The organism is Chitinilyticum litopenaei DSM 21440 (assembly GCF_000428145.1).
GTDB lineage: Bacteria > Pseudomonadota > Gammaproteobacteria > Burkholderiales > Chitinibacteraceae > Chitinilyticum > Chitinilyticum litopenaei.
Genome location: NZ_ATZJ01000007.1, coordinates 85,662 through 103,483, shown reverse-complemented (window position 1 = coordinate 103,483; position 17,822 = coordinate 85,662). Strand labels below are relative to the sequence as shown.

14 protein-coding genes are annotated in these 17,822 nt (G+C 63.3%); 6 read left to right on the top strand and 8 right to left on the bottom strand.

Annotated features, from left to right (window positions below; translation table 11 throughout):
• Positions 1 to 2 precede the first annotated feature (2 nt).
• From C515_RS19570 to C515_RS0104910, 3 genes are all read left to right on the top strand, one after another.
• A complete protein-coding gene (locus C515_RS19570; protein WP_051304644.1) occupies positions 3 to 1,757 on the top strand; it encodes an autotransporter assembly complex protein TamA in 1,755 nt (584 codons plus the stop codon).
• Complete coding sequence (locus C515_RS0104915; protein ID WP_144290347.1) at positions 1,754 to 5,596, top strand: translocation/assembly module TamB domain-containing protein; 3,843 nt, start codon at positions 1,754 to 1,756, stop codon at positions 5,594 to 5,596. Before C515_RS19570 ends, C515_RS0104915 begins: the two co-directional genes overlap by 4 nt.
• A 297-nt stretch (positions 5,597 to 5,893) precedes the next feature.
• Entirely contained in the window at positions 5,894 to 6,652 is a 759-nt protein-coding gene (locus C515_RS0104910) for an MgtC/SapB family protein (protein ID WP_028454627.1), read from the top strand.
• A gap of 39 nt (positions 6,653 to 6,691) precedes the next feature.
• Here the strand turns inward: C515_RS0104910 and C515_RS23475 are convergent, their stop codons facing one another.
• The 3 genes from C515_RS23475 to C515_RS0104900 form a co-directional block, all read right to left on the bottom strand.
• A complete protein-coding gene (locus tag C515_RS23475; RefSeq protein ID WP_144290346.1) occupies positions 6,692 to 7,501 on the bottom strand; it encodes a hypothetical protein in 810 nt (269 codons plus the stop codon).
• A gap of 79 nt (positions 7,502 to 7,580) precedes the next feature.
• Positions 7,581 to 8,891, bottom strand: coding sequence for a chitinase N-terminal domain-containing protein (locus tag C515_RS0104905; protein WP_028454626.1), 1,311 nt, complete (start codon positions 8,889 to 8,891; stop codon positions 7,581 to 7,583).
• A 180-nt stretch (positions 8,892 to 9,071) separates the two neighbouring features.
• Positions 9,072 to 9,902 carry an SDR family NAD(P)-dependent oxidoreductase gene (locus C515_RS0104900; protein WP_028454625.1) on the bottom strand — a complete coding sequence of 277 codons (831 nt, stop codon included), beginning with the start codon at positions 9,900 to 9,902 and terminating at the stop codon, positions 9,072 to 9,074.
• 159 nt (positions 9,903 to 10,061) lie between these two features.
• On the opposite strand from C515_RS0104900, the gene C515_RS23985 reads away from it, so the two are divergent.
• On the top strand, positions 10,062 to 10,217 hold the full coding sequence (locus tag C515_RS23985; RefSeq protein WP_158380779.1) for a hypothetical protein: 156 nt from the start codon (positions 10,062 to 10,064) through the stop codon (positions 10,215 to 10,217).
• Positions 10,218 to 10,224: 7 nt separating this feature from the next.
• Here the strand turns inward: C515_RS23985 and C515_RS0104885 are convergent, their stop codons facing one another.
• Positions 10,225 to 10,533 carry an RnfH family protein gene (locus C515_RS0104885; protein WP_043648192.1) on the bottom strand — a complete coding sequence of 103 codons (309 nt, stop codon included), beginning with the start codon at positions 10,531 to 10,533 and terminating at the stop codon, positions 10,225 to 10,227.
• A 4-nt stretch (positions 10,534 to 10,537) separates the two neighbouring features.
• The gene (locus C515_RS0104880; protein ID WP_028454623.1) at positions 10,538 to 10,966 is read right to left on the bottom strand and encodes a type II toxin-antitoxin system RatA family toxin; all 429 of its coding nucleotides are present in this window, start codon (positions 10,964 to 10,966) and stop codon (positions 10,538 to 10,540) included.
• 57 nt (positions 10,967 to 11,023) lie between these two features.
• On the opposite strand from C515_RS0104880, the gene dnaB reads away from it, so the two are divergent.
• The gene (gene dnaB, locus C515_RS0104875) at positions 11,024 to 12,439 is read left to right on the top strand and encodes a replicative DNA helicase (protein ID WP_505621170.1); all 1,416 of its coding nucleotides are present in this window, start codon (positions 11,024 to 11,026) and stop codon (positions 12,437 to 12,439) included.
• 102 nt (positions 12,440 to 12,541) lie between these two features.
• Here the strand turns inward: dnaB and C515_RS0104870 are convergent, their stop codons facing one another.
• On the bottom strand, positions 12,542 to 13,396 hold the full coding sequence (locus tag C515_RS0104870) for a Cof-type HAD-IIB family hydrolase (RefSeq protein WP_028454621.1): 855 nt from the start codon (positions 13,394 to 13,396) through the stop codon (positions 12,542 to 12,544).
• A gap of 377 nt (positions 13,397 to 13,773) precedes the next feature.
• On the opposite strand from C515_RS0104870, the gene C515_RS0104865 reads away from it, so the two are divergent.
• The gene (locus C515_RS0104865; RefSeq protein ID WP_028454620.1) at positions 13,774 to 14,139 is read left to right on the top strand and encodes a cupin domain-containing protein; all 366 of its coding nucleotides are present in this window, start codon (positions 13,774 to 13,776) and stop codon (positions 14,137 to 14,139) included.
• Here the strand turns inward: C515_RS0104865 and C515_RS22305 are convergent.
• Together C515_RS22305 and C515_RS0104855 are read right to left on the bottom strand one after the other, a co-directional pair.
• The gene (locus C515_RS22305) at positions 14,115 to 16,577 is read right to left on the bottom strand and encodes an ATP-binding protein (protein ID WP_051304643.1); all 2,463 of its coding nucleotides are present in this window, start codon (positions 16,575 to 16,577) and stop codon (positions 14,115 to 14,117) included. The two genes, C515_RS0104865 and C515_RS22305, sit on opposite strands and share 25 nt — an antisense overlap.
• Positions 16,578 to 16,606: 29 nt before the next feature.
• Entirely contained in the window at positions 16,607 to 17,734 is a 1,128-nt protein-coding gene (locus C515_RS0104855) for an HD domain-containing phosphohydrolase (RefSeq protein ID WP_028454619.1), read from the bottom strand.
• Positions 17,735 to 17,822: the final 88 nt, after the last annotated feature.

Here is a 17,822-nt window from a genome sequence, read left to right as displayed (position 1 = left end):
GGATGTCCAGCTCGCGCCTGATTCTTGCCTTGTTTGCCGCCGCACCGCTTGTTGCCATCGCGGCCGGCGACGAGGTCGCCGCCATTCGATACCGGGTGAGCGTGCATGCGTCTTCCGACATCGCCGAACTGCTGGAAAAGCACCTCGAACTGTACAAATGGCAAGGTGACAAGCGCGTCAGCGCCGAGCAACTGGCCCGTCTGGTCGACACCGCGCCGGAACGCATCCGTGCGCTGCTGGCCACCGAAGGCTACTTCAAGCCCGAAATCCGCATCGACCAGAACGGCGAAGCGGACAAACCGCATATTCAGCTGTATGTCGCGGAGGGCGAGCCGGTGCGCGTGACTTCGGTCAGCATCGCGCTCGCCGGCGATATCGAAAACAATGCCGAAAGCCTGCAGCGCCTGCGTGGCAGGCTGGCCGAAGCCTGGCCCCTGCCGGTTGGCGAGCGCTTTCGCCAGGCCCAGTGGGATCAGGCCAAGCGCGAAGCGCTCGACAGGTTGCAGGTGCGCGATTATCCGACGGCAAGCATTGTCGGCAGCCTCGCCGACATCGACCCGGAGCAGGGCACGGCCGCACTGACGCTGACGCTGAATAGCGGCCCGGCCTATGTGTATGGCCCCATCCTGATCGAAGGGCTGCAGCGCTATCCGGAACAACTGGTCAGCAATCACATCCGTTTTCAGGAAGGCGACACCTACCGGCGCCGCGACCTGCTTGGCTTGCAGACCGAGTTGCAAAACCAGGCCCAGTTTGCCTCTGTGCTGATCAATGCCGACTACCCCGAGACACCGCCCTACGCTGCGCCGGTGCATGTACGGGTGGAAGAGGCGCCCTTGCACAAATGGGGCTTTGGTGTCGGTTTCACCACCAATACCGGATTTCGTACCGCCGTCGATTATCGCTACCTCAACCTGTTCAACCAGGGCTGGGTGTTTGCCGGCAAGGTCAATCTCGAACAGCGCGAGCAAAGCTACAACGTGAATGTCGGCCTGCCGCGCGATGAATGGGGCTATGACCTCAGCGGCTATGCCGATCTGGTGCGCAGCGACATTGCCGGCCTCGACTCCCACAGTTACACGGCCGGGATTACACGCAGCAAGCAGGAATTCACCCTTGACCAGACACTGGCGCTGGAATACCAGACCGAGCAGCGGCAGGGTGATGGCATCGACCAGCGCCCGCAGGCGCTGACCGTCAATTACATCTGGAAAAGCCGCGAGATCGACAGCATTCGAGATCCTCGCGATGGCGAGCTGCTGCAGTTCGAAGCCGGCGGCGGTGCCAAGTCGCTTTTGTCGGATACCGACTTTCTGCGCTTGTACGGCCGGGCCGTGCGCTACCTGAAACTGAACTCCGAACAGCTGCTGATCGGCAGGCTGGAGCTGGGGCAGACCTTCACGCATGCGCCCGAGCTGGTGCCCAGCGACTGGCTCTTCCGTGCCGGCGGCAGCAATAGCGTGCGTGGTTACACCTATCAAAGCCTGGGCATCCAGAGTGGCGGCGCCACCTTCCCGGCGCGGGTGCTGGCCACGGCGGCCATCGAATTCCAGCAACAGGTCTACAAGGACTGGCGTGCCGCCGTGTTTGCCGATTATGGCGGCGCGCAGGATAGCTGGTCGGCGCTGGATCCGGTCGCTGGCGTGGGGGTGGGCGCACGCTGGATCAGCCCGGTCGGCACACTGGGCGCCGATCTGGCCTACGGGCTGGAACCGCGCAAATGGCGCATCAGCCTGGCGATGGGGCTGGCGCTGTGAGTGCACCTCCCACCCCAGCCTCACCACCACCTGCGGGCAAGCAGCGCTGGCCCTGGCACCGCCGCGTCCTGCGCTGGCTGGTCTGGGGGCTGCTGGCCTTGCTGCTGCTGCCCGCGCTGCTGCTGACCGCAGGCCTGGCCTGGCTGGACAGCAGTGCCGGGCGCAGCTGGCTGCTGGACAGGATCAATGCCAGCGGCACGGTGAAGCTGCAGGCGCTGGAAGGATCGTTCTGGTCGCGGCTGGAATTGCGCGGCCTGCAGGTGGAAACCCCGGCACAGCGCATCGCCATCGATCACGCCCTGATTGCCTGGGAGCCTTATTCCCTGCTGGTGCGTCGTCTGGATATCACTGAGCTGGATGTGGGCACGCTCGATTATCGCGCCAAGCCGCAGGCACCGGGCAAGCCGCCGGGGCCGCCGCCGACCGATCTCACCCTGCCGCTGGCCTTGCGCATCGATCGCCTGCAACTGGGGCGCTTGCATGTCGACCGGCAACTGGTGCTCAGTGCGCTGCAGGCCGAGCTGTCCAGCAGCGGACGCCAGCACCAGCTGCTGTTGCGGCAGTTGCAGCTGCCGCAGGGAATGCTCACGGGGACGGCCAGTCTTGATGGTCGCCAGCCCTTCGCACTGACCGCGCGCCTGGGTTTTGACGGCGAGCTGGAGGGGCATGCCTTGCAGGCTCGTCTGCAGGCGCAAGGGCCGCTGCGTGATCTGGCCCTCACCGCGCGGCTGGACGGTCAGCCGGTGCGCGCCAACGCCACGCTGAACCTTGATGCCTTTGCCGAACACGGCTACCAGATCGTGAAATCCGGCCAGGTGGCAGTGCGCGGGCTGAATCCCCGCTCGTTTGTCGCGACGCTGCCGCAAGCCGATCTGGACATTCATCTGACGCTCAAGCCCTTGGGGCAGGGGCAGGCCAGCGGCTCCCTGCAGTTGGAAAACCGCCGCGCTGCCAGCGCCGACCTGCACGCCATTCCCGTGACAAAACTCAATACTGCCGTTGAGTATAAGGACGAGGCCCTTTACCTGAAAGGGTTGCGGCTTGATACCCTGGGTGATGGCCGCATCATGGCCGATGTTCACCTCCAGAATGGGCAGATCCGCCTGGCTGCCACGCTCGCCAGTCTGGATCCTGCCCGATTCTGGTCACGCCAGCCCGCGGCAAAGCTGGGTGGCAAGCTGGCGCTCAATGGCCCCTGGCTGGCACCGGACATCGAACTCGCGCTCAGCGACAGCAGCCGCAAGGTCGACCTGCAGACCAGCCTGGGCTGGCTTAATCCCGAGCGCGAGCGCCGCCTGGCCATTCGCAAGCTGGCCTTGCAGCGCGGCAAGAGCGAGCTGGAGCTCAAGGGCGAACTGGGTCTTGGACAGGCGCTGGATTTCCGGCTGGACAGCCGCTTTCGCAATCTGGACCCCGCCGAATGGCTGGCGCTGCCGGCCGGACAGATTTCCGGCGAATTGCGCGCCACCGGCGCCGTGCAGCCGCAGCTGCGTGCCAGGCTCGATTACCGGCTGCAGGACAGCCGCTTCAATGGCGCCGCGCTGGCCGGGCTTGGCCAGCTGCAGCTGGACGACCAGCGACTGCGCGAGGTCGATGCCTGGCTGAGCCTCGGCAGCAACCGCGTCGAAGCGCGGGGCAGCCTGGGCCTGACGAGCGACACCCTGCGCCTGCAGCTGGCCTTGCCCGAGCTGCAGCAGCTGGGACGAGGTTTTGCGGGGCGCATCCAGGGCAGCGCCACGCTCAGCGGTGCGCTGCGCAATCCGCGCATCACGACCGAGCTGCAGCTGGGCGGGCTGAGCACTCCCTTCGGTGTGGCGCTGAATCAGGGCACGCTTGCCGCCAGCCTCAATCCGGATGGCAGCGGGCCTTTCAGTCTGGTGGCCCGGCTGCAGCAGCTGACGGTCGAAGGCACCGTCATCGAACAGGTCGACGCCGACATCGATGGCAACCGCGCCCGCCATGAGGGCCGGCTTGTGCTGCGCTTGCCGCAGCAAACGGGCGTTAGTGCCGAGCTGGCCCTGGCTGGTGGGCTGGACGAGCGCTGGCAGTGGCAGGGCCAGCTGCGCCAGTTCAACGGCCAATGGCACAAGCCGCTGCAGTTGCTGGCCCCCGTCAGCATTACCGCCGGTCCGGAGCGTCTGGATGTCGGCCCCCTGCAGCTGCGCTATGGCGCCAGCACGCTGGCACTGCAATACCTGCGCTGGGATGGCCGCAGCTGGTTGAGCCGCGGCGCCGTGCCGCAGCTCGCCATGTCTGACTGGCAGGCCTTCGCGCCGTTGCCCGCGCTGCGGGGGGATCTGCAGGCTGCCGCAGACTGGGATCTGGTCTACGACGGTGTGCTCAATGGCAAGCTTGGTGTGCGGCGTCTGCAGGGGGATCTGGGCTGGTTGCCAGCCCAACCGCGTGCGCGCACGCAATGGCTGGGGCTGGAACAGCTGGAGCTGAATCTGGCGAGTGTGGCCAACCGCTTGCAACTGGCGGGAGAGCTTCGTGCGAATCGGGTCGGGCAGCTGGGACTCAAGGGCAGTGGCCAGTTTGATACGGGTACAGGTATTGCCATGCAGGCCCCGGTGGCATTGAGTGTTGATGGCAATATCCCCGATCTTGCTCGCCTGGCTGGCCTGCTGGGCACCGATGTCAAACTTGGCGGCCAGCTGAAGGCCCGGGTTGATGTGTCCGGTACGCCGGCGCGCCCGGAATTCACCGGCAGGCTGACCGGCCAGCAACTGCTGGTGACCGATCCGGAAACGGGTATCGCCCTGCGCGAGGGCGAACTGGCATTGCGGCTCGATCAGCGCAAGATCCTGCTGGAGAAGCTGCAGTTCCGGGGCGGGCGGGGCAATCTCAGCGGCAGCGGCACGCTGGCGCTGGACAGCGAGCAGCTCAATGCCGTCGCCACGCTGAAACTGGAGCGTTTTACGCTGGTCAGCAAGGCCGACATGCTGCTGGTGGCTTCAGGGCAGGGTCAGCTGAAAATCGCCGACGGCGCGCTGCAGGTCAGTGGCGCATTCAAGGCCGATCAGGGGGACATCCAGTATGTCGACAATCAGGTGCCGCAATTGTCCGACGATGTCGTCGTGCGCGGGCGCGAGACGAAAAGCGATGAACGCCCGATGAAAATGGCCATGCAGCTCGATCTGGACCTCGGCCAGGATTTTCGCGTGCGCGGCTACGGTCTTGATGCCCTGCTGGCCGGCCAGTTGCGGCTGCGCGCACAGCCGGGGCGACCGCTGCACGGCGCCGGTACCGTGCGGGTCGAAGAGGGTGGGCAGTTCCGCGCTTACGGGCAGAAGCTCGACATCGAGCGCGGCATCCTGTCCTTCCAGGGACCGCTCGACAATCCGGGCCTGGACATCCTCGCCATCCGCCGCAATCCGCAGGTCGATGCCGGTGTGAAGGTCAGCGGCACCGCTCGCTCGCCCCGGGTGGCGCTGTATTCCGACCCGGTGGTGTCCGATACCGAGAAACTGTCCTGGCTGATGTTCGGGCACAGCGCTTCGGGCATGGACAAATCCGACAGTGCGCTGCTGCTGCAGATGCTCAACAGCATGGCCGGTAGCGGGGGCGGCAAGGGCTTGACCGATGACCTTCTGGATTCGGTCGGCATCGATGAGGTGGGCTACCGGACCGAGCGCAACGAGGACGGCAGCAACAGCCAGATTTTCTCGGTGAGCAAGCAGATGACGCGGCAATTGCGCGTCTCGCTGGAAAAGAGCGTCGATGGCCTGAGCGATGCGGTGAAATTCTCGCTGACGCTGAGCCGGCGCTGGGCGCTGGTGACGCGCATCGGTGTCGACAAGAGCTCGGTCGATGCCTATTACACGCTCAGTTTCGATTGAGGCGGCAAGCAGCTTCCTGAAGTGCGCCACCTCAACCGCGCCAGCCTTGCTGCAGGGCCAAGTCGAAACCCAACGCAGAGCGGCAAAGACGCAGAGTGAACAAAGCACATTGCACTTTTCTCTGCGCCTCTGCGTTGAAAAGGGTTGGCGCTGTATGCCCGCAGTGACACTCTGGCCACGTAAACCTTGTTCATCAGGCCGCTGAAGCGTATTCAAGGCCGCCGTCAGGCCGGGAAATCCCCCCCCGGTACGGCCGGACAGGCTAAGTTGCAAGCATCAGCCTTGCGGAGGCGGGCCATGCTGCATGCCGAACTCTTTGCCCAATACTGGTCCTTGCCGGAAGTCACCGCCAATCTGGTCATGGGCCTGCATTTGCTGGGCTCGATGCTGCTGGGGCTCCTGCTGGGGTATGAGCGCAGCTACCGTGGCCGCGCGGCCGGCATGCGCACCTATGGCCTGGTGTGCATGGCCTCGACGGCGCTGGTGGTTGCCGTTGGCTACCCGCAATACTGGTTTGGCGGTCAGCTGGCCCAGCACCTGGGGGGCGCGGCTGCCGCCGGCGATCCGACACGCGTCATCCAGGGCATCGTCAGTGGTCTGGGCTTTCTGTGTGCCGGTGTCATCATGCGCGAGGGCTTCAATATCAGCGGGCTCACCACGGCCGCTTCGCTGTGGGCTGCCGCCACCATCGGCATCCTGATCGGCCTGGGTTTTTACATGGCGGCGATGCTGCTGACGCTGCTGTGCGTCAGCAGCATGATGTGGGGCGGCCGGCTGGAGAGCTGGTTGCCCTCGCGCCCGGCAATCGCCGTGACGTTGCGCTTTGCCGAGGATGCGCGGATCAGCGAGGACGAGTTGCGGCAGTTTGCCCACGCGCACGGTTATGTCGTCGCCGGCGGCAGCATCAGCATCGAAATGAAACAGGGCTTGCAGGAGTGGCATTTCGTCTGTGTCGCGCTCAACAAGCGCGCGGGCTCGCCGCTGAGCCACCTCGCCCTGGTCTTGCCGCAGTTTGAAGGGCTGCGCGAGTACCGGCTGGGCCATGCCCGCAACTGAGCAGAGTCAGAGCCTCTGGCATTCACGATCGCTCAAGCTTCAAAGCTCGTCCGTGAAATATTGGGGTTTCGGCTCAGTTTGGGGTGAGGCTTTTGGTGCTGCAGATGGGGTAGGAAGATCATCGAATTCGGCATGCTGCCGAGCTTCTGGCCAATTGGGCAAAGAGGCGAGAGCCTCCTCTGCTAAATTTTCATTTGCGTTAATTTTTGCATAATAGCGATCAACTGCGGCTAGAAATGGAATTGCGCGCATATCATTCAAGCTGCGTTGCGAGTTCAGAAGCTCTGCAACAGCAAGTTGCCTATTTGCTGCCTGCCAAATTACTTGCAAGAAGATCGTGTCTATATCAAGGGATTTCTGGGATATGGCCTCTACACCTGTTTTCTGGTGGCGGCTGTCATAGCGACGAACGCCATACTCTTTTTCAAGTCTGCTTTCATGTAAGTTCCAGAAGTTATCGGCATACGTGGTGGTGAATAAGCTATTCCAAACTTCACCTGCAAAATCATAGTGCTCGGATGTTTTGATGATAATTTTTTTTATGTCGCTATCGGGGATTGATCGAAGTGATTCATCAACAGCTTGGTGCATATCGATTTTCTGATCTGAATACTGGATTTTATTCAGTCCTGAGCGAACCGCGCTTTGTAAGCGTCTAAGGGCGTGCAATGCTGAGTTAATTGCTATTTGCTCTTCTGAAAGAATTTTTGATTGTTTTGTTTGATTGGATGGTTTGTGTAATTTGTCGTAGCAAAATAGTCGTGTTTTTGCGTTTTTTATTGTGCTGCACTCCTCTGCATACGCGGCGGTTGTGAATATAATTGTAATTAATACGATGGTTTTTCGCATGTTTTATCCAAATTGAGGGAGTGCGGTTTTTCACCTGCAGCTGAGTTAACTGAATAGGCCCCGCACAATCCGGAGGGTTTTATTCGGGCTTGTCCGGCGCGCGGCTGGCCAGTGCGCGCGGCGTGCTCTGCAGGCATTCCTCGCCACGGCAAACTTCGACCACCAGGCTTTCCGGCAAGCCCCCGACTGGCAGGCGTGTTTCGCTGCAGTAGCTGACGGTGCTGATGGCCGGGGCCTGGCGTTCATTCACCTGGCAGTTGCGAATGCCGGTTTGCCAGCGACCCAAAGCTGCCGGTTCGACTATTTCGCGGCCGCCTTCGCCATCCAGCAGGCGCCAGCGTTCCGGCATGGCCTTGACCCTGGCCTGCGGAATCGACCAGCTCAGGATCATGCTGTCCGGCGTGCCGCGTTCCAGGCTGACTTGCGGGCGTACCCCCTGCTCGGGCGGCAGCAGCACCTCCAGATTGGCCGGCTGGCTTTCGGTACACAGCAGCTGGTTGCACAGGCGCACCGTCAGCTTGTGCACGCCGGGCAACAGCCCGCTGATGGCCATCGCGGCAGACTGGCTGTGCGGCGTGGATTCACGAAAGCTGCGCGACTCATGCATCAGCTTGCCATCCAGCAGCACTTGCCAGTAGCTGCCCGGCTTGCCCCACCAGATGTTCCACGCCAGCTCGAATGGCTCGCCGGTATTGATCTGCGGGAACCAGGCGATTTCCGGCGGGCTGGGCAAGCCTTCAAAGCTGGCCTCGCCATCGGCGCTGGCAGCTCCGCTTGCACCGTCGGCGTCTTCGCCGACCCAGGTGCTGGCCGTGACAACGGTGCAGACCGGCTTGCTGTTGCGATCGGTATTGCACAGGCGCACATCGAATTCATGCCGCCCCTCGGCGAGGCCGTCCAGCGTATGGCTGCCGCTTTGTACCGAAATCGTATCGATGCCGGCCAGTGGCTCGCTGCCTTCCGCCTGGTTTTTCAGCAGGCTGCGCTGGCTGAACTGTCGGCTGCGCACCCGCAACTGGCCGTTGTCCCAGATTTCCCAGTATTGCGCGGCGGTACCGTAGCCAATGTCCCAGGCAATGGTGACCGAGCGGCCCGGCAGGCGGGGCGGAAGCGGATCCAGGGTGGGGCGGTTGGGTTGATCGGTAAAGGGCGGGGGAAACTGTTCGCCGCTGAATTCATACTGCGGCAGCGGCACGATGCTGGCATCGTTGCCCGGCGCGACCGGGGCATCGAGCAGCATGCAATCCAGCAGGCCGTTGCTGGCCGGCTTGCACACCCGGTCGCCGAGCTGGTCGGCCTCGGCGGGCGTCAGCAGCGCAGCCTGTGCACTCAGGCTCAGCGCGAATTGCAGCAGGAGGGGCAGCACGGTGGGCAGCAGGAAGGAGCGCATACACTTGCTCGGGCAGCGAAGACAGGCTTTCAGCATACCGCGCCGGGCCGCGCTGCGCATCCTGAACATGCAGGATGGAATACGCAGTGCGGCATCCGGTTTGTTGCTGGTTATTGCTCGCAGGTATGTGGCTACAGCCTTTTTGCATGAAAGGCTGCAGGGCAATACCCATTGCTAGTATCAGGATCCCGCCCTGTTCAGCAGCTGGTCCAGCCAGCGTGTGGGCAGGCAGCGCTTCAGATACCAGAACACCTGTGTCGGCGTGGTGACGCGATAGCGTGCCGCCGGGCGCCGGTCCTGCAGGGCGCGCAACAGGGCGCGGCTGGTTGCTTCCGGGCCCAGGGTGAAGGCCGTGGCGTCGCCCTCAGTGGCGAGGCGCGCCTGCATCGCAGCATAGCGCGCGGCATGCAGGCCGGTCTGGCGCGCGGCCACCCAGTGCGCGAATTCACGCGCGGCATTGCGGCGGAATTCGCTGCGGATGGGGCCGGGCTCCAGCAGGATGGCATGTATGCCGGAGCCCGCCAGTTCCAGGCGCAGCGTGTCGGCAAAGCCTTCCAGGGCGAACTTGCTGGCGTTGTAGGCGCCGCGCATCGGCATCGCGGCAAAGCCGAGCACCGAGCTGTTGAACACGATGCGCCCGCTGCCCGCCTTGCGCATCCAGGGAAGGATGGCATTGCAAAGCTCGATGCTGCCAAAGACATTGGTGTCAAACTGGTGGCGCAGGGCCGCGCGGCTGAGGTCTTCCACCGCACCGGGCACGCCGAAGCCGGCGTTGTTGAAGAGTGCATCGAGGCGCTCACCCGTTTCGCCGGCCAGCCATTGCACGGCCGTTTCGATCGAATGACTGTCAGCGACATCAAGCAGGATGGCCTCCAGGCCTTCGGCGCGCAGGCGGCTGACATCTTCGATCTTGCGTGCCGAGGCAAACACGCGCCAGCCGCGCGCCTTGAGCGCATGCGCGGCATGATGGCCGATGCCGGACGAGCAACCGGTGATAAGAATGCTGGGCATTTCAGGGAAATCCGACGAATGGTGGCAGGCGGCGGATGATGCCACGCTGGAAAAACTTGGCAAAGCGCTTTTGACGGTCTAATGTGCCTGCTGCTTTTGTGCGCAAACCAGCCGCCAGCCATGACTGCGCGGCGAGACAACGAAAACCCTGGAAAAACAATGATCAAGATCTTGCTGCTGCTTGTGGCTGCCCTCTTGGGGCTGGCCATCCTGGCCTGGTTCATCCTGCGCGAGCGCGAACAGCGTCAGGCCGCCAAGCCGGAGAGTGCAGCGCCCGGCGTGCTGCTGACCGGCGGGCGCAAAAACGAACCTTAAGGCTGCTTCAGGCCTCGCCACCACCCTTTTTCATGACCTTGCCGTCGGCCACGCGCTGGCGGCGCACCTCCTTCGGGTCGGCAATCAGCGGGCGGTAGATTTCCACGCGATCCTTGTCGCGCAGCACCGTTTCCGGCTTCACCATCTTGGCGAAAATCCCGATCTTGCTGGCGGCAAGATTGATTTCCGGGAATTCGGCCAAGAGCCCCGAGCGTTCGATGGCCTGCGCGGCGCTACAGCCTTCCTCGACCCTGATGTTGACCAGTTTCTGTTTTTCGCGGGTGGCGTAAACCACTTCAACGGTGATCTGCGGCATGGTTTCAACCATAAAGCTTGTCGGCCTGGCGGATGAAGGCATCGACAAAGGTGGAGGTGATTTTGCTGAACACCGGGCCGATGACGGCCTCCAGCGTCTTGCTGGAAAACTCGTAGTCCAGCTCGAATTCGATCTTGCACGCATCGCTCATCAGCGGCGTGAACAGCCACTCGCCGCGCAAGTGGCGAAACGGCCCGTCCACGAATTCCATCAGGATGCGGTTGGGCTCAAGCGTATCGCGGGTGCGGAAATGACTGCTGATCTTCATGAACTCGATGCGCACGGTCACATCGAGCACCGTCGCGCTCTGCTCATGAATTTCCACGCCGCCGCACCAGGGCAAAAAGCGCGGGTAATCTTCACAGCGCACGACCAGTTCATACATCTGGTCGGCTGAATGGGGAACAAGTACGGATTTGCGGATGCACTGCATGCGGGCAGAAAGTAGAATGGCCGGCTTGAGTTTGTCAGCTGGCCCGAGTCCATGAATCTGCAAGATGCTACTGCCGCGTATGACAGCGCGCAACTGGAAAACCTCCGTCTCCCTCCGCATTCGGTGGAAGCCGAGCAATCGGTGCTGGGCGGCTTGCTGCTGGAAAACGGCGCATTCGACCGCATTGCCGACATCCTGTTTGCTGCCGACTTCTACCGCGATGACCACCGGCGCATTTTTGAAGTCATTGCCAAGCTGATCGAGCTGAACCGCCCGGCCGACGTGATCACCGTCTCCGAGGCGCTCGATTCCAACAACGACCTCGTCTATGTGGGCGGGCTGGCCTACCTCGGCAGCCTGGTGCAGAACACGCCATCGGCGGCCAATATCCGGCGCTATGCGGAAATCGTCCGCGAAAAGTCGGTCATGCGCCAGCTCGCCAGCGTCGCCACCGAAATCGCCGATGCCGCCTACAGTCCCGGCGGGCGCGAGGCCAAGGAGCTGCTTGACGAGGCCGAATCCAAGGTCTTCCAGATCGCCGAGCAGTCGGGCAAGGGCCAGCAGGGTTTTTTCGCCATGCCGCCAATCCTGAAGGAAATCGTCGAGCGCATCGATCACCTCTATCAGCAGGAAAACCCCTCGGAAGTCACGGGCACCGCCACCGGCTTCATTGACCTCGATAAAATGACCTCGGGCCTGCAGCCCGGCGACCTGATCATCGTCGCCGGCCGCCCCTCGATGGGCAAGACGGCATTTTCGGTGAACATCGCCGAGCATGTGGGCTGCGAGCTCAAGCTGCCGGTGGCCATCTTCTCGATGGAAATGGGCGCCACGCAGCTGGGCATGCGGATGGTCGGCTCGGTGGGGCGCATCGACATGCACAAGCTGAAAACCGGCCGTTTCGATGACGAGGACTGGCTCAAGCTCACACACGCCGTGGGCAAGCTCTCGGAGGCGCCGATCTTCATCGAGGAAACCGGTGCGCTGACGGCACTCGATATCCGCACGCGCTGCCGGCGCCTGGCGCGCCAGCACAATGGCAAGCTGGGCCTGGTGGTGATCGATTACCTGCAGCTGATGGCGGGGCGCGCCGGCGCGCGCGACCAGAACCGCGCAACCGAGCTGGGCGAAATTTCGCGCTCGCTCAAGGGCCTGGCCAAGGAGCTGAAGGTGCCCATCATCGCGTTGTCGCAGCTCTCCCGTTCGGTGGAGCAGCGTACCGACAAGCGTCCGATGATGTCCGACTTGCGCGAATCCGGCGCGATCGAGCAGGATGCCGACTTGATCATGTTCATGTACCGCGACGAGTACTACAACCCGGACAGCCCGCACAAGGGCCTCGCCGAGTGCATCGTCGGCAAGCACCGGAACGGCCCGGTTGGTCGCGTGCCGCTGGTGTTCCAGGGCATGTATTCGCGCTTTGGCAACGCCATGATCCGTCCGGACGACTGGAACAGCGATCTCGAATCCTGATTGATGGGTATGGGGTTGCAGCCAAGAAAGGTAAATGGCTGCAGCTACATACGGTCGAGCGTATTCCAGATTGCGCAGATCGCCGGCCAGACGGAAGCGGGGTCAGTCCAGCCCCAGCACGGCCTTGATGGTGCGCACCACGCCATTGTCGGTGTTGCCCGGCGCGAGATAATTCGCGCGTTCCTTCAGCAGCGGATGGGCATTGGCCATCGCGAAGGAGTAGGCGGCTTCGTCCATCATTTCCAGGTCGTTGAGGAAATCGCCGAACACCATGGTCTGTTCGCGCGTAATGCCGCGCAGCTGCTGGATATGGCGAATCCCGGAACCCTTGTTGACGCCCGGCGCCATGATGTCCAGCCAGTGCTGGCCGGACACCACCACCAGATGGCTGGCGCGCCAGGCGCCGAAGGCCGGCAGGATCAGCGCTTCCGACGAGCGCGGGGTGAAGAGGGCGACCTTGAGAATGTCATCGCTGACCGCCAGCAGATCGTCGACCACCTGCAGGCGCGGGTAATAGCGGTCCACCTCGGTACGGAAGGCCGCATCGGTCGCTTCGATATAGGCAGAGCGCTTGCCGCAGAGCACGACATTCACGTCGGCGTGCTGCGCATGCAGCGCGCGGTATTCGCGCAGCAGCGCGCGCGCGTCGTCGAGTGCCAGGCAGTCCGAACTGAGCTCCTCGCCCTGCTGGACGACATAGCTGCCATTTTCGGCGATGAAGACCAGCTCGTCGGCGACCGGCGCAAAGCGCTCCAGCAGGCTGTAATACTGGCGCCCGCTGGCCGGGCAGAACAGCACGCCGCGGCGGTGCAGCTCGTCGATCAGCGGCCAGAAATCGTCATGGATGGCGTGCTCGTCGTCGAGCAGCGTGCCGTCCATGTCGCAGGCAATCAGGCGGATGTCGGGCCGGTGATCCAGCTGAACCGGGTGGATGGTTGGGTCGGGGGATGGGGACATGGCGGGCCTGCTCGAAAAGGGGGCACGGCACACGGGGCCGTGTCGCCCGATTATACGGGCATTCAGCAGCGGCCAAAATGTGTCGACGGCCTGGCAGGTTCGCCCGGCAAGACCCGCACCACATCCAGCGGTGCCGAGATTCGTGGCTAAGGGCGCCGCAAACTGCGGCATTGCTCAGTATTTTCCCCGCAGCAGTGCCCCTGATGTTCAAAGTAGCGTTGTCTGACGAGCAGGGAGGCAGATCCGCGCGGCAGCAGCATTGGCGCAAGCGCAACTCAGTCGCTGTTTTGCTGGCTGCTTTTTCCCGGGCCCTGTCAGGCTGGAGCCCTGCGCACGGTATACTTGGCCTCCAGTCAGCATTTCTGCCCAAGATACTCATGCAGATCATCGATTTTCGCGCCACCGTTGCCGCCAGCCATGACGAGCCGCGCCCCGACCGCCTGCTCAGCCCGCATTCGCCCCAGCGCATCACCTGGGAGCACTATCAGAGTTCCGATCACGCGCTCAGTTGCGGCATCTGGGCCTGTGAGCCCGGCGAGTGGCGCATCCGCTTTGCCCCCGACAAGCATGAGTTCTTCTGCGTGATCAGCGGCCTGGTGCGGCTGCATGACGAGGCCGGCCAGAGCCTCACGGTCGGTCCTGGCGAGGCGGCGGTCATTCCGGGTGGTTTTGCCGGGCGTTTCGAGGTGGTCGAGGCCGTACGCAAGTACTTCGTCGTTTACGACTCGGCATCTGCTGCCTGATTGCCTGCGGCCGGCAAGTCCAGGGCGGCCTGACGCGGAAAGCGCAGTTCGAAGAGCACGCCGCTGCCGCCGGGCGGTGTTTGCAGGCGCACATCGCCGCCCAGCGTCCCGCTGATCAGCGAATAAACCAGATAGAGCCCCAGGCCGCTGCCACCCTGGCCAAAGCGGGTGGTGAAGAAGGGCTCGAACACGCGCTTGTGCAGCGCTTCGGGAATGCCCTTGCCCGTGTCCTGATAGCTCAGTACGCACTCGTCGGCGTCGGGCGGCGAGAGCAGGCTGATGGTGATGCGCCCGGTCTGTTGCGTGACGAAACCATGAATCAGCGAATTGCTGATCAGGTTGGTCATGATCTGTTCAAAGGCTCCCGGGTAGTTGTCCACCAGCACACCCTGCGGTACATCGAGCACGAACTCGACCGGGCGGTTCTTGTACTGGGGAGACAGCGCCCACAGCACCTCATCCAGTGTGGTGCGCAGATCAAAGGTGCGACGCTGGTTGGACGAGGTATCGACCGCCACCTGCTTGAAGTTGTTCATCATGTCGCTGGCGCGCCGGGCATTGCGCACGATCAGCTGGGCCGCTTCGCTGGCTTCGCCGGCAAAGGTTTCCAGCCAGCTTTTCTTCAGGCTGCCTTCGGCCATCAGCCGGGCAAGCTCGTTGACCTTGTCGATCAGCGTGGTGGCCGAGACCATATTGATGCCCAGCGGCGTGTTGAGTTCGTGCGCCAGCCCGGCCACCAGATTGCCCAGCGCGGCGATCTTCTCGGCCTGCACCAGATGATTCATGGCCTGGGCAAGATCATGATTGGCGTTTTCCAGCTCGGCGGTACGGGCGCGCACGCGCGCTTCCAGCAACTCATTGCTTTCGCGCAGCGCCACATTGAGCTTGGCGATGTCCTCCAGAAAGCGCTGACGGTCGAGATTGGCGATCACGCGGGTGGCGATGGTGGCCAGCTGGCTGGCATGCAGCAGCTCGTCGGCTGACCAGTTGTGCTGGCCGTCCAGGTGCTCGAACATGATCAGCCCGGTGCATTGTCCGTGCAGCTGCAGCGGCTGGCACAGCAGTGCCTCGATGCCCAGTGCGCCCAGGTAGTGTTCGTACAGCTGCCAGGTGTGCTGGTGATAACGGGCAACGTGGGCAATGATGCTCTCGCCGCGATCCAGCAAGCCGAACAGCACGGGAAACTGTTGCCGCAGCAGTACATCGCCGCGGCTGTCCTGCTGCCGGCGCTGGTCATGCCGGCAGATGCAGCGCAGCTGCTGGCTGTTTTCCTCGCGCAGCCAGATCGAGCATTGCGGAACATCGACAATGTCGCAGCCCCTGGCAGCCAGCTCGCCCAGCACCTCGTCAAGCTCGTGCAGCTCCAGCTGGCTGTCGGTGGACAGCTCCAGCAGCTGCCGGCTCGGGCTGGTGCGCAGGCCCGCCAGGTCTTCCAGTTCGCGCTGCTGCTGCGGATTGTAGCTGGCCGCCAGCACCTGCTGGTCAAGCTGGCTGGCCTGCTTGAAGGCTGCATAGGCCTGCTGCAGGTCGCCCAGCTGCTCGGCATGGGCCGCGAGCGCATGCCAGAGTCGCGCTTCGATGTGGGTCGCACCGGCATGACGCGCGTGCTCCAGTCCTTCACGTACCCGGCTGACGGCACTGGCGTGCTTGCCCTGTGCGGCCAGCGCATTGCCCTTGGCAAGACAGATGTTTGCCAGCCCCCACCAGTGGCTGGATTCGTGGCATAGCCGTTCGGCGGCGGCAAGCCCGGTCAGTGCCTCGTCGTACTGTTCGCGGGCAATGGCGATTTCGGCAAAGCGGAACAGCGTTTCGCCCTCGTCGTCCTTGTGGCCCAGTTCGCGGCTCAGGCTCAGCACGATGGCATAGGCCTTTTCGGCTTCGGCGTAGCGCCCCAGCCGGTACAGGTTGACGCCCAGATTGAGGTGGGCATTCAGGATCAGATCCGGATTGCGCTGGTTTTCCGCGTGCTCGGCGGCAATGGTCAGCACCTGCACGGCGGTTTCGGAATCATTGAGTGCGTCGTAAATCTGGCCGATGCCGATCTTGGCGTAGATCCAGGTAATCCGGTCATGCGCCAGGCTGGCGCTTTCCAGGCAGCGTGCCCAGGCCTGCATGGCCTGGCGGTATTCGGCCCGGGTGTAGAGCGAACGCCCGATCAGGTTGAGCAGTTTGGCTTCGTCGGCGAAGAGGTGATGGCTTTGTGCCAGCTGCAGGGCTTCATGGAGGATGTTGATCGCGGCGTCGGGATAACCCTGCTGGTCGATCAGCACGGCGTAGTGCTGGGCCACGACGATGAAAGCCAGGTCATCATGCAGTTCGCGCGCGCGCGCCAGCGTGGTTTCACACAAGCCGAAGGCTTCGGCACGCTTGTCGTGGCTCTGCTCGGCGATCAGGGCCACCGTGTCGAACAGTTCCTCGCTGATGCCCGGGGAATTCATTGCGCTACCTTCCTCTCTGGCGCGTGCGCTCAGCTGCGAGCACTGCCGGGGGCCGAGGCGCTGGCTTCCAGCATCGTGCGGATGATGCGGTTGAAGGGTTCGACCCAGAAGGCATCGAATTGCTGCTCGGTGGCATTGATTTCGGAAATGGCCCGCAAGACCGAGCGCTGCTGGCCGCGATGGCTGTGCTTGAGCATCACCGCCTCAAAGGCATCGACCAGTGCCAGGATACGCGCGCCATGATGAATTTGCGCCAGCTGCAGGCCATTGGGGTAGCCGCTGCCATCGGGGCGCTCGTGATGCTGCAGGCAGATTTCGGCGGCCAGACTCCAGCCCGGCATGCGCGCCAGCAAGCCGGCAGCCCAGCCTGGATGCAGGTGCATGTGCTCGTGCTGCTCGGCATTGAGCACGCCATTGTCCAGCCAGCAATCGGCCGGCAGCAGCATCATGCCCACGTCATGCAGATACACGGCGGCCTCAAGCTGTACCGGGTCGACCGGTGTTCCCGCCGCATGGTTGGTGTCGAGCGCGAGTTTCAGGTTGCGAGCCGTGCGTCCCTGAAAGAGCGGAGACTGGTTTTCCAGTTGCAGGGCCAGCGAATGAAAGAAATGCAGATCTTCCTGTGCGGCGCCGGGTGGCAGCTGGGCCTGCAAGCCCAGGCGTTGCGGCAGCTGCACCGTTGCCGGCTTGAAGCCGGTCACCGCCTCGATCAGCCGCGCAGCCGCGACATCCAGCGCAGCGCTGCTCTCTTCACCCAGCGCTTCCAGTCCCAGCTGCAGCTCGAGCAGCTGCAGCTGGGCCAGTGGCCGCTTGGCGGCCAGGTTTTCCACCGCCTGCTCGAGGCGATCCAGTGTCAGCAGGAGAATTTCGCCCAGCAGCTCGCTGCAGCGCAATTCGCCGGCACGTACGCGCGTGAGCAGGGTTTCGACGCTGTGGACCAGCGGGATGACAAAATGCACCTGGCAAAGGCCGGCATCGCCCTTGATGTTGTGAAAGCAGCGGAACAGGTCGGCGATCAGGACGGTGTTGGCGGGTTGCTGGCGCAGTTCGGCCAGCAGCTGCTCGATGCGCGGCGCGTAGTCGGCCAGCGCTTCGCGGAAGTCCTGAAAGCTCTCGGGGTCCTGGATGACCGGTTCGGTGAGGGAAAGGTCTGTCATGGCCTGGTCCGTCTGCGCGTAGTGCTTGCAGTATGGAAGCCGGCAGGCGATAGCGCCAGCTGGCCAGGCAGACCCCGGTGGCTCGGCG

Coding starts and splice junctions, on each gene's coding strand:
- C515_RS0104900 (WP_028454625.1), bottom strand. CDS start 9,902: ATGCCCAGCATTCTTATCACCGGTTGCTCGTCCGGCATCGGCCATCAT.
- C515_RS22305 (WP_051304643.1), bottom strand. CDS start 16,577: ATGAATTCCCCGGGCATCAGCGAGGAACTGTTCGACACGGTGGCCCTG.
- C515_RS0104910 (WP_028454627.1), top strand. CDS start 5,894: ATGCTGCATGCCGAACTCTTTGCCCAATACTGGTCCTTGCCGGAAGTC.
- C515_RS0104905 (WP_028454626.1), bottom strand. CDS start 8,891: ATGCGCTCCTTCCTGCTGCCCACCGTGCTGCCCCTCCTGCTGCAATTC.
- C515_RS0104880 (WP_028454623.1), bottom strand. CDS start 10,966: ATGCAGTGCATCCGCAAATCCGTACTTGTTCCCCATTCAGCCGACCAG.
- C515_RS23985 (WP_158380779.1), top strand. CDS start 10,062: ATGATCAAGATCTTGCTGCTGCTTGTGGCTGCCCTCTTGGGGCTGGCC.
- C515_RS0104885 (WP_043648192.1), bottom strand. CDS start 10,533: ATGCCGCAGATCACCGTTGAAGTGGTTTACGCCACCCGCGAAAAACAG.
- C515_RS0104855 (WP_028454619.1), bottom strand. CDS start 17,734: ATGACAGACCTTTCCCTCACCGAACCGGTCATCCAGGACCCCGAGAGC.
- C515_RS23475 (WP_144290346.1), bottom strand. CDS start 7,501: ATGCGAAAAACCATCGTATTAATTACAATTATATTCACAACCGCCGCG.
- C515_RS19570 (WP_051304644.1), top strand. CDS start 3: ATGTCCAGCTCGCGCCTGATTCTTGCCTTGTTTGCCGCCGCACCGCTT.
- C515_RS0104865 (WP_028454620.1), top strand. CDS start 13,774: ATGCAGATCATCGATTTTCGCGCCACCGTTGCCGCCAGCCATGACGAG.
- C515_RS0104870 (WP_028454621.1), bottom strand. CDS start 13,396: ATGTCCCCATCCCCCGACCCAACCATCCACCCGGTTCAGCTGGATCAC.